Origin of the sequence: Actinoplanes subglobosus (assembly GCF_042650585.1) — a bacterium.
Taxonomy (GTDB): domain Bacteria; phylum Actinomycetota; class Actinomycetes; order Mycobacteriales; family Micromonosporaceae; genus Actinoplanes; species Actinoplanes subglobosus.
On the sequence record NZ_JBHSBL010000024.1, the window covers coordinates 297304 to 309234 of the forward strand.

6 protein-coding genes are annotated in these 11931 nt (G+C 73.3%); 3 read left to right on the forward strand and 3 right to left on the reverse strand.

Annotated elements, in window-relative coordinates; all coding sequences use genetic code 11:
* Positions 1-16: 16 nt before the first annotated feature.
* Positions 17-4870 carry a DUF4011 domain-containing protein gene (locus ACFO0C_RS35495; protein WP_378071151.1) on the reverse strand — a complete coding sequence of 1618 codons (4854 nt, stop codon included), beginning with the start codon at positions 4868-4870 and terminating at the stop codon, positions 17-19.
* A gap of 99 nt (positions 4871-4969) precedes the next feature.
* Complete coding sequence (locus ACFO0C_RS35500) at positions 4970-6784, reverse strand: polysaccharide biosynthesis protein (protein WP_378071152.1); 1815 nt, start codon at positions 6782-6784, stop codon at positions 4970-4972.
* A 91-nt stretch (positions 6785-6875) separates the two neighbouring features.
* Between ACFO0C_RS35500 and ACFO0C_RS35505 the strand changes: the two genes are divergently transcribed.
* From ACFO0C_RS35505 to ACFO0C_RS35515, 3 genes are read left to right on the forward strand one after another with little or no spacing between them, the layout of a single operon-like run.
* Positions 6876-8255: a polysaccharide biosynthesis tyrosine autokinase gene (locus ACFO0C_RS35505; RefSeq protein ID WP_378071153.1), complete on the forward strand. Its 1380-nt coding sequence runs from the start codon at positions 6876-6878 to the stop codon at positions 8253-8255.
* A gap of 3 nt (positions 8256-8258) precedes the next feature.
* Positions 8259-9548 carry a lipopolysaccharide biosynthesis protein gene (locus ACFO0C_RS35510; protein WP_378071154.1) on the forward strand — a complete coding sequence of 430 codons (1290 nt, stop codon included), beginning with the start codon at positions 8259-8261 and terminating at the stop codon, positions 9546-9548.
* Complete coding sequence (locus ACFO0C_RS35515; protein WP_378071155.1) at positions 9545-10738, forward strand: O-antigen ligase family protein; 1194 nt, start codon at positions 9545-9547, stop codon at positions 10736-10738. Before ACFO0C_RS35510 ends, ACFO0C_RS35515 begins: the two co-directional genes overlap by 4 nt.
* Here ACFO0C_RS35515 and ACFO0C_RS35520 read toward each other — a convergent pair.
* Positions 10688-11926, reverse strand: a complete 1239-nt coding sequence (locus ACFO0C_RS35520; RefSeq protein ID WP_378071156.1) for a glycosyltransferase family 4 protein — start codon at positions 11924-11926, stop codon at positions 10688-10690. The genes ACFO0C_RS35515 and ACFO0C_RS35520 overlap by 51 nt on opposite strands.
* Positions 11927-11931: the final 5 nt, after the last annotated feature.

Below are 11931 nucleotides of genomic sequence, written 5' to 3' on the forward strand. Positions count from 1 at the left end.
GTCACATGAACGGCTGCTACTTGCGAGCGGGCTCGCCGCGCAGCAGCCACGGCCGGGCGGTCGGCGCGCGGTCCGCCACCGGGCCCTCGACCGCGCCGGTCCGGGCCTTGCGTGCCGCCGCCGCGCGTTCCAGTGCCGCGAGCAGCCGGGTCTCCTCACCGGCCGGGTCGCGGTACCAGGCCAGCGCCCACACCCGGTGCAGCCGCCAGCCGAGATCGATGAGGACCTGGTCGTTGAGGCGGTCCCGGTCACGGGCGGCCGGGCAGTCCCGGTATCCGGGGCCGTCGCAGCGCACCCCGAGCAGATAGTCGCCGGCCGGGTCGTCCGGGTGCCGGATCGCGATGTCGACCCGCCCGCCGGCCGTGCCGAGGCCGGTCCGCGCCGGATAGCCGGCCGACCGGACGGTCTGCAGCACCGCGGTCACGAACTCGCCGGTCCCGTCGGCTGGGCCGGTCGCGTCCGCGGCGCCGCCGGCCGCGTCGCGTTCCACGTAGTCCAGGTAGGCGGCGAGCTGCCGGATGCCCTCGTTCTCCGACTCGGGCACGTCCCGGGACAGGATCGAGGTCACGATCTCCACCCGGTGCCGGGCGCGGGTGATCGCGACGTTCAGGCGGCGCCAGCCGTTGGGGCGGTTCAGGGCGCCGAAGTTGGCGCTGATCTTGCCGGCCTCGTCGTAGCCGTAGCCGATCGAGAAGATCATCACGTCGCGTTCGTCGCCCTGCACCGACTCCAGGCTCTTCACGAAGAAGCCGTAGAGCCGGTCGTCGTTGACCGCCCGCTCCAGCGCCGGGTGCCCGGACGCGATCCGTTCCAGGGCCCGCTCGATCGCCTCGGCCTGCGCCACCGAGAACGTCACGACACCGAGCGTGTGCTGCGGGCGGGTGGCGAAGTGGTGCACGATCCGCTCGGCGACCCGTTCCGCCTCGACCGGGTTGTCGCGGCCGCTGGCCCGGCGGTAGACGCCCGCGACCGGGAACAGCTCGACTCCGGTGTCCGGGCCGCCGATCGTCGGCGCCGGGAAGGTGCTCAGCCGGCCCTGGTAGAACGCGTCGTTGGCGAACGCCACCAGCGCCTGGTGCCGGCTGCGGTAGTGCCAGGTCAGGCTCATGCCGGGGAACGCGCCGCAGGCCTTGGCGAGTTCCAGCACCGACTGGTAGTCGAGCACCTCGCTGTCCTGGCCCTCGGTGCTGAACGACCGGTCGAAGAAGGACGTCGGTGGCAGCTGGCGGTCGTCACCGGCGGTGATCAGGGACTTGCCGCGGTAGATGCAGTTGATCGCCTCGGCCGGGGTGATCTGCGAGGCCTCGTCGAAGATGACGGCGTCGAAGCCGATGTCCGGCGGCAGCGACTGGCTGACCGTCAGCGGGGACGCCAGCACGCACGGGCGCAGGGCGAGCACCGCCTCCCGGGCGCGGGCGATCAGGTCGCGTACCGGGAGCTGCCGGTCGGCCTTCATCGCCTCGCGTCGCAGCAGGCTCGCGGCGGTCCCGTCGGCGGGCGGCCGGCGGCCCTCGACCGCGGTGATGATGTCGCGGGCGGCGAGGATCGCGAGTTTCTCGTCGGCCTGCCGGAACTCGGCGACCAGCCGGTCGCGGTCGCCGGACCGCCAGGGCCGCAGCCGGCTGTCGGCCCGGATCACCGCGTCGATCCAGCCGTGCAGCAGCGCCCGTTCCAGGACGGCGGGGACCTCGGTGCCGTCCAGGCTCTGGTCGGCGCAGAACTCGACGGCCGCGTCCAGGCCGTGGAAGGCGAGCAGGTCGCGGGCGTCGAGGCAGGCGAACCACTCCTCCTGGCCGCTGCTGTCGTCGCGGATGTCGCGCAGCCAGGTGGCGGCCCGCCGGTAGTCGCCGAACCGGTCCCGCAGGTCGGCCTGCCGTCCGGGGCCGAATCCGGCGAGCACCGCCTGGCTCGCGTCGGCCCACTCGCGGGCCCGCTCGGCCAGCCCGGCGATCGGCCGCAGGTCGCGCAGGGCCGCGACCTGCGCGTCGGTGAGCGGCCCGCCGGCGAACTCGCGGGCGGTCGCGGCCCAGGCGATGGTCGCGGCGAGCGCGGCGGGATCGGCTTCGGGCATCTCCTCGGTACGCCCACCGACCGCCGTCTCCGCCAGTTGCGCCGCGGCCCGCAGTTCGGCCAGCCGGTGCGTCTCGGCGTAGTCCAGGGTGCGCCCGGTCGCGCCGTCGTAGGCCCGGACCGTCTCGGCCGCGGCGTGCAGGGCCGCGCTGTGCTCCTTCAGCCACGCCACCGCGTCGTCGATCGGCCCGTTCACGAGTTCGGGCCGGGCGGCCGGGTGGGGTGCCGGCCGCAGGGTCGCCTGCCAGCGCAGCAGCGCGTCCCGTGCGTCGGTGACCACCTGCACCGGCACCGGGTCGGGGGTCGGCGAGCAGAGGTAGCCGAGCACCGCCTCGATCCCGGTGGGTGGCGTCGCGGCCAGGGCCGCGGTGGCCACCGCGATCGCGTCGTCGAGGGCGGCGAAATCGGTGCCCCGGCCCTGCCAGTACCGCCCGAGGACGGTCGAGTAGGAGTGCTCGGCGGCGGCCAGCTCCTGCAGTGCCCGCTTCCACGCGACGGCGGTGCCGATGCGGGCGATCGCGTCGCCGAGGTGCGCGGTCGGCAGCACGAAACCGGCGACCTGCCGCCGGTCCCGCCGGTACGCCGCCCGCAGCCTCCCGAATCCCCGGTGCACGTGCGCGAACCGTTCGGCCAGTTCCTCGACCGGTTGCGCCAGGATCGCCTCGGAGAAGTAGGGCCGGGCCTGGATCTCGGCTCCGACCAGGGCTTCCAGGGCCCGCCGCAGCGCGCTCGCGCCGTTCTGCACGGCGGCCAGCGCCCCCGGCCCGAACCAGAACCGTTCCGGCTTGTGGGTGCGGGAGCCCAGCTCGACGACGGTGGCGACGCGCGCGATGTCCCGGGTGGTGTTCGCCGGCGGCAGCCCGAGCCGGGCGGTGACCCGGTCGACGGCCCGCCGGTGCTTCTCCAGCTGCTCGGCGGCGCGGGTGAACGACAGGGCCAGGTCGTCGGCGTCGGCGGCGGTCAGCGCACCGAGGTCGACCGGCGCGGACAGCCCGTCCAGCGACGGGACGGCCGGCAGGTCGACGGGGGAGGGCAGCGCTGTCCACACCACCCCGGCGCGCTGCCTGACCGCGTCGGCGGCCTGGGCGGCGGCGGCGAGCGCGTCGCCGCGCCGGTCGGCTGCCTTGCGGATCGGGTCGAGGTCGGCGGCGGTCAGCCAGGCGTCGGTGACCCGCTCCGGCCGGGCCCCGGCGTGCTCGGCGAGCCGGGCCAGGGTGGCCGCGTCGGACGGCCGGCCCAGCCTGAACGCCTTGGCCGCCGGGTCGGCGGTCCGGGCCGTGCGGGCCAGTGCGGCCAGGCTCTTCTCGGCGCGGCTCAGCGCCGGGTCGAGCGGTTCGCGGGTGGTCACGTCCCGCCAGAGCAGGCCGTCGCCGCCGGACATCGCCCGCCACGAGCGGGACAGCTGTTCGGTGGCCTCGCGGATGCGGTGCATCACCTCGGGTGTGAGCGAGCCGGGGGAGATCGCGGGCGCCGGGGCGGCCGGGACCCCGGCGAGCGCGGCGCTGCGGCCGATGACCTCGTGGAGGCTGGCGCCGAACGGCTGGCGGATCTCGTTCATCGCGTACGCGAACGCGGTCAGCCGTTCCCGGCGTTCCCGCAGCGCGCCCCGGTCGATCGCGGGCCCCTCGCCTGGTGTCTCCGGCGTCTCGTCGACGGCCGCGGCCAGCAGGGTCGCGACCTCGCGGCGGCCGGCCTTCGGCCCGTGCAGTTCGAGCAGGTAGCGATCGAGCCCGGCCTCGGCCAGACGGCTGCGCACCACGTCGAGTGCGGCGACCTTCTCGGAGACGAACAGGACCCGTTTGCCGGCGTGCAGCAGCGCCCCGATCATGTTGGCGACGGTCTGCGACTTGCCGGTGCCGGGCGGCCCGTCCATCACGAAGCTCTGCCCGGCCAGCGCGGCTGCCACGCAGGCCCGCTGCGACGAGTCGGCGTCCAGTACCAGCGGCACGTCCTCGGGCGGCGCGAGCCGGTCGACCTCCTCCGGCCGGATCGGGGTGAACCGGAACTGTTCGGTCTGCCGCCGGTGGTCGGTGGTGGCCAGCGCGCGGACCACCGGGTGGGCGAGGATGCGCTCCTCGTTCTCCTGCAGGTCCCGGTAGATCGCCTCCTTGTGGAAGGTGAGGCAGGTCAGGATGACGGACCGTTCGATGTGCCATCCGTGCCGGCGGGCGACGGCGTCGGTGAAGTCGGCCAGGAACCGGGACACGTGGAGTTCGGCACCCGGTTCCAGGTCGGGCACGGTGATGCCGGCCTGCCGCAGCCGCAGGACCAGGGCCGGGTTGAGCACCGGTTCGGCGTCGCGCAGCCGCAGCACGGGGGCCTGGCCCTGCTCGCCGGCGACGAGGTCGGCCGGGAGCAGCAGCAGCGGGCTGGCGTAGGTGACGGCCTCGCTGTCCGGGTCCTCGTCGTCGGTGGCCAGCCGCCAGTGCAGCAGTCCGAGGGCCAGGTGCAGTACGGCGACACCGCGGTCCAGGTATTCCTGTTGGGCCCGGCGCATCATCCGGCGCAGCAGCGGGCCGAGGGCGCGTTCGGCCAGGTCGGTCCGGAACGTGCCGGCGTCGTCCTCGCCGCCGCCGGGCCCGGTCAGGGTGCACCGGGTACCCCGGGTCAGCGTGGTGACCACCTGGTCGGCCTCGGGGGAGGTGATCTCCACGAGGTCGGCGTTGCTGCCGGAGAAGTTGATCAGGCGATTGTTGTCGCCGAGATCGATCAGACTGTCCCGCCATGCCCGCAACGCCGCGTGTGCTCCGGCCCGCGCCGGCCTCGGCTCGGGCCGGTCCTCGTCACCCCGGGGTCCCATGCCCCGATTGCAGCAGTGCGAGACCCTTTCGCGCTGGAGAATGGGATTCTTCGTGTTTGTCGGGTTCAGGGAGGTGTCGGGTGCAGGGAGGCGTCGGGTTCAGGGCAGCGCGGGCGGGAGCACGGGGCTCCGGGCCTCGAACGGTGCCGGCAGCACGCACGTCTCGGCCAGGCTCGCGATCAGGACCGGGGCGTCGGCTCCGGAGGGCAGGTGCAGCAGGTGGGCCGGATCGATGGGGGGCACTCCGACGTGGGAGATCAGCGGGTGCAGCGGCCGCTCGTCGGACTCGCCCGCGCCGAACAGCGTCTCGGTCAGCTTCTCGCCCTGGCGCAGCCCGGTGTACTCGATCGGGACCGACCGGCCGGACAGTGCCACCATCTGCCGGGCCACCTCGGCGATCCGCACCGGTTCGCCCATCTCCAGGACCAGGGCCTGGCCGTCGGTGCCGATCGCGGCGGCCTGGATCACCAGGTGCACCGCCTCCTGGGTGGTCATGAAGTAGCGGGTCACGTCCGGATGGGTCACGGTGACCGGGCCGCCCTGGGCGATCTGCGTGCTGAACGTGGTGAACACCGATCCGCGGCTGCCCAGGACGTTGCCGAACCGGACGCTCAGGAACGTGCCCCGGCTGTTGCGGGCGGTCCACGCGGTGAGGCGTTCGGTGATGCGCTTGGAGTAGCCGAGCACGCTCGACGGATCGGCCGCCTTGTCGGTGGAGATGTTGACGAACCGCTCGACCGATCCGGCCGCCTCCAGCACGTTCAGCGTACCGAGCACGTTGGTCTTCACCGCCTCGGCCGGATAGCGCTGGAGCAGGGCCAGGTGCTTGAGCGCGGCCGCGTGGAAGACCACCTGCGGCCGCCGGGCCCGGAAGATCTCCCGGATCCGGGTGGCGTCGCGGACGTCGGCCAGGATCACCGACGGGTCGTCGAGGCGGGCCAGCGGGTCGATCGACAGCTGGACGGCGAGCAGCGACGTCTCGTCCCGGTCCAGCATCATCAGCTCGGCCGGCCGGAAGTGGTGGATCTGCCGGCACAGCTCCGATCCGATCGACCCGCCGGCGCCGGTGACCAGGACCCGTTTGCCGGTCAGGTAGCCGCCGATCGCGCTCAGGTCGGTGTCGATCTGGTGCCGGCCGAGCAGGTCGGTGACCTGCACCTCGCGGATGTCGCCCACGGCCAGCGGGTTGTCCATCAGCTCGCTGACCGACGGGACCACCTTGAACGCGGCACCGGCCGCCAGCGTCCGGTCGCGGATCTCCCGGACCAGTGCCGCGTCGGCGTTGGAGACCGCCAGGATCAGCACGTCCGCGCGGGCGTCGGCGAGCGCCCGGGCGATGTCGTCGCGGCCGCCGACCACCGGGACGCCGTGGATGCGCAGCCGGCGCTTGTCCGGGTCGTCGTCGATCAGGCAGGCCGGCAGGTAGCGGCCCTTCGGGTCGTGCAGCATCGACTCGAGGAGCGCGGCCGCGGCGGTGCCGGCGCCGAACAGCACCGCCGGTGCGGCGGTGCGGTGGTCCGGCCGCAGGCGGCGGCCCAGCTGGACGCGGCGAACGTAGCGCAGGCCCATCATCAGGACCAGGGTGATCGCGCCGCCGACGGCCGGTACGCCCACCGGCACCATCGGGCGCGACAGCAGCAGGCTGGCGGTGGTCAGGATGAGTGCGACGGCCGTGGTGGTGGTGGCGACGGCGTGCACCTCGTCGAAGCAGGCGAAGCGGTACCGGCCCCGGTACAGCTGGCGGGCGTGACCGATGGTGGCCTGCAGGAACAGGGCCAGTGCGATGGTGGCGAGGGTGCCGGCCAGATGGCTGCGGTCGGGCGTGAAGTCGAACCGGGCCAGGACGGCCGCGAGCAGGCCGGCGACCCACGCGGCGCCGTCCACGAGTAGCGGCAGCAGGCGAGCGCCCCTCATGTTCGGCAGCGTACCTTGACTTTTCCGATTTGGGTCATCCGCACTATATGCCGCCATATCGTGGCGGTTAGCCGCGGAATGGAGGGTCGGGGTGGGCCTGCGGGAATACCTCCGAGTCGCCGTACGGCACCGGTGGTTGCTGGCCGCCTCGGTGGGACTCGCCCTGATCGTGGCCCTGATCGTGAACGTGTACTCGACACCGGTCTACGCCGCCCGCGTCACGTTCTTCTTCTCCACGCCGATCGCCGGGGCCTCCGACCTCTATCCCGCCAGCATGTTCAACACCAGCCGGCTGTCCACCTACGCCAAGTTGCTGACCAGCGACGAGGTCGCCACCCCGCTGGCCGGCACGCCCGGCATCGACCTGGACCTGGAGGAGGTTCGCGAGGCGATCTCCGCGGAGACCGTCGCCGACACCGTGATGATGGAGGTGAGCGTGGAGGACCGGGACCCCAACCGGGCAATGCTGCTGCTCACCCGGGTCACCCAGCGTTTCGAGACCGCCGTCGAGGAACTGGAGCGCCCGACGCCCGCCGAACCGTCGACGGTCAAGGTCACCGTCGTCTCCGGCCCGGCCCTGGACGAGGACCCGGTCTATCCGAACGCGCTGAACAACTTCGCCCTGGCCGCGGTCGCCGGGCTGGTGCTGGGCGCGGTCGGCTCGGTGGGCCGGGAGGTCGCCGACCAGACCGTGCGCACCGCCGAGGCGCTGCAGGTGCTCTCGTCGGCGCCGGTGCTGGCCCGGGTGCCGATGGATCCGGGCGGGCCGTTCGTGTCGCCGAGCGCGTCGGCCCGCACCGAGGCGCTGCGCGAGATCCGTACCCAGGTCCAGTGCGCCGCCGCCGCGAACTCGGTGAAGACCCTGGCGGTGACCAGCGCGGTCCCCGGCGAGGGCCGGTCGGCCACCGCCTGCGGGCTGGCCCTGCTCTTCGCCGAGGCGGGGCAGCGGGTCCTGGTCGTCGACGCCGAGCTGCGCCATCCGCGGCTGGCCGCCTTCCTCGGCCGGGAGGACGCCGCCGGCCTGAGCACCGTCCTGGACGGCACCGCACGCCTGGAGCAGGTGCTGCAGCCGTGGGGCGCCGGGCTGTGGCTGCTGGCCAGCGGCCGCACCCCGCCGAACCCGAGCGAACTGCTCAGCTCCGCCCGGATGACCGAGCTGGTGGACGAGGTCCGCCGCCGGTTCGACGTGGTGATCTTCGACTGCCCGCCACTGCTGCCGGTCACCGACGCGGCGGTGGTCGCCGCCCGCGCCGACGGCACGCTGCTCGTCGTACGGGCCCGCCGGACCACGTCGGCACAGGTCACCGCGGCCGTCCGGACGCTGCACGCGGTCAACGCCACACTGCTCGGCTGCGTGCTCAACATGGTCACCCACAAGGGACCGGACGCGGTGCCGAACTACGACACCTACCTGGCCGGCCCCAAACCGCCGCGCACCGACTGGGGCGACTGGAAGATGCAGGCGGCGTGAGGCATGCCCGCCGGTGAACGCCCCGGCCTCCGGTCACTGCTGCGGAACGTGCCCGCCGCGGTGCGGCGCGACTATGCCACCACCCTGCTCGTCCAGTGGTTCGTCCTCGGCGTCGGGCTGGTCCTGTTCCACCTGGTCGCCCGGCGGGCCAGCGTCAGCGGCTTCACCTACTACCAGATCGCCCGCAGCACGGTGAGCACGCTGCAGCCGGCCCTGCTCCTCGGCCTCGGGCTGGGCCTGCACCGCTACCTGCCGCGCACCGAGCACACCACCCGGCGGCTGGCCCGCAACGCCTTCACCATCGAGGCCGCCGTGGTCACCGCCGTCGGGCTGGCCGGGGTCGCCGCCGCGGACGAACTGGCCGCGCTGCTCGGGCTGCCCGGCGGATCCGCGGTCACCGCCGTGATGATCATGCTGGGTGGCAACTGCCTGTGCACCCTCGCCCTCGCCGCGTTGCGCGGCAACCACCAGGTCCTGGACGCCAACCTGATCCTCGGGCTGGGCTTCGGGGTGACGCCGCTGTTCGCGTTCGTCGCCGCGACACGGATCGACGACTTCCTGATCATCCAGGGCCTCGGGACGGCACTGGTGGGGGTATGGGGCACACTCGTCGTCCGGCGTCTCCCGGCCACGACCGGCGATCAGGAGCGAGAGCCCGACGTCCGGACCCTCATCGCGTACGGCGTGCGCCGCATGCCCGGAGAACTCGCCCTGCCCGCGCTCTACACCTTTCCCACCCTCGCGGTGGCGGTGGCGATGCCCGGCGGCGCCGAGGCCGGTTACGTCGGGTTCACCACCTCGGCGGTCACCCTGATCTGTTCGGTGTTCGCCATGCTCACCCCGGTGCTGATGCCCCGGCTGAGCCGCCTGTTCCACCGGGCCGGCGAGGACAGCGGCGTCCGGCAGCTGCTGACCGTCCTGCCCCTGCTGGCCGCGCTGCTGGCCGCCGTGCCCACCGGCGTGATCTATGTGTTCGCCCCGGCACTGGTCCGCGGCTTCCTCGGCCCGGAGTTCGGCGACGCCGTCATGGTGCTGCGTCTCGGCGTGGTCGCCGCGGTCCCGCTCGCGATGTTCTACGCCGCCCGCCCGACGATGGAGACGCTGCTCGACGCCAGGTTCATGAGCCGGCTGCTGCTGGCCTGCCTGGCCCTGGAGGTCGTGGCGACCGGCGTCGGGCTGGCCTTCCTGACCCCACCGCACGCGGCGGTGCTGGGGCTCACCGTGGCGGCGCTGGCGCTCGGGCTGGACGCGGTCGGGCTCGCCGCCTACGCCGTCCGGCAGCCCCGCCGATGACCACCGCGCCCGCGGCCAGGCCGGGACTCGTCGTCATGATCGCCTTCTTCGTGACGCTGTCCGGCCGCTTCACCCTGGAACGCGTCGGCCTGGACGTCCCGATCGTGAACGACGTACGCGTACCCCTCTTCCTGGTCCTGATCCTGTCCCTGGTCCTGGAGGCGCACCACGTCGGCTCGCGCCCGGCCGAGGGCAGCCACGCCCTGCTCGGCATCCTGGCGCTGCTCGGCTATCAGGCGCTGTCGGTGCTCTGGGTGCCGCCCGGCTCGATCACCGGCCCGATGCTCGGCGACCTGCTGGCCATCGCCGGGCTGCTGGTCGTCTACTTCAACCTGGCCGCCTGGGACCGCGACCGGGTGACCGCGACGACGCTGAAACTGTTCCACGCCGCCGCGTGGGTCTACTTCCTGGCCGCCGCGTCCGGCCGCGGCCACCAGGCAAACGGCCGTTGGGCGGCGCTCGGCGGCGGTCCCAACGTCTTCATCCGCATCATGATCCTCGGCATGATCACCTCGCTGTACCTCTACCTGCGCTACGACGAGAAGCTGATCTGGCTGGTCCCGATCCCGGCGTTCATGTTCGGTGCGATCGCCTCCGGCTCCCGGGGCGGCATCGTCGCACTGGCCATCACCATCGCCGTCGCGCTGCTGGCCATCCGGCCGCGGATCGACTTCGAGCGGATCGCGAAACCCCTCGCCCTGGTCGCCGTGCTCGGCACGGTCCTGGTCATCACGGCCGGGCCGTCGATCGCCGGCTACGTCCAGTCCCGGTTCGTCGAGGCCACCATCGGGCAGGGGTACGCGTCCTCGCGTGACGTGCTGTTCCAGATGGCGCTGCGGATCTTCCTCCAGCGGCCGATCCTCGGCACCGGCCTGAACGGCTTCTACACCGTCACCGACCTCGGCTTCGGCGAGCGCTACGTACACAACCTGCCGCTGTCGATCGCGGCCGAGGGCGGCTTCGTCGGGCTGGTGCTGTTGCTGGTGGCGTGGCTGAGCCTGTGGCACGCGTACGCCGCGGTGCCGTTGCGCGAGCGCAGCCTGGAGTCACGGATCGCCGCCTACTGCGGCATCTTCGTCGGCGCGGCCAGCCTGTTCTCCGGTGACTACTACGACGCCCGGCTGATGTGGATCCTGCTGCTACTGGCCGCGGTCCGCCCCGCTCCGGCTGCGCTCCCGGTTCCGCGGTGACCCGCTGGTCAGCACCCGCTCGAAGTCCTCGAAGAGCAGATCACGGTCGAACCGGTCGCGGGCCAGGGCGGCCGCCGCCGCCCCGGCGGCCCGGCACCCGGCCCGGTCGTCCAGGAACCGCGACACCGCGGCGGCCGCGGCCCCGGTGTCGTGGGCCGGCAGCACCAGCCCCGCGCCGCTCCCGGTGATCAGGTCGGCGATCCAGCCGTCGTGGTTGACCGCGACCGGCCGTCCCGCGGCGAACGCGTCGAAGACCTTGTTCGGCGAGTTGTCGCCCAGCTCCGGCACGTCGATGAAGACCGACGCCGCCAGGTCGCAGGCGCCGAAGAACGCCACCACCCGCTCCTTGGACACCGGTCCGAGCAGGAACAGGTTCCGGTCCAGCACGCCCAGTTGAACCGCCAGGTCACGGATCGCGTCACGCAACCCGCCGTCGCCGATGATCGCGACCCGCACCTCGGGGTCGGTGTCGGCCAGCCGGGCCGCCATCCGCACCAGGTAGTCCACCCCGTTGGCACGGCCCAGCGTCCCGGCGTAGAGGACCAGCGGCCGCTCACCGAGCCACGGCGTCCGCGCCCGCAGCAGCGTCCCGGCCCGGGCGGCCCCGGCGAACAGCGCCCGGTCACAGCTGTTCGGCACGACGGTGACCGGCACGTCCGGGAAGCGGCGGCGGATGCTGTCGGCCATCCCCGGGGACAGTGCGATCACGTGCTCCGAGCGGTGGTACGCCCATGCCTCCAGCCGGCCGGCGGCCCACCGGCTGACCGGCGACCGCAGCGCGCCCAGCGCGATCGGCAGCTGCGGCCACACGTCGCGGACCTCCAGCACCATCGGCACCCGGCGCCGCATCGCCGCCCAGGCGCCGGGGATCGCCACGGTCAGCGGTGTGCTGGTGGCGAACACCAGGTCGTGCCGCAGCCGTCCGGCCACCAGCGCCGACCGGCCGACGAAACCGAGAAACGACCAGAGGCGGCGACGGTACGACATCGCGTTGCTGTAGGGCACCGGGAGCCAGTGCACGACGATCCCGGCCTCGTCGGTGACCCGGGCCCGGTCCGCGTCCGGGTCGCCGGTGATCAGGTGCACCTCGTGGCCGCGTTCGACCAGCCGGCGGGCGAACTCGTACGAGCGGGTGCCCCCGGACATGCCCGGCGTCTTGAAGTACTGGTGGATATAGGTGATCTTCAACGGGC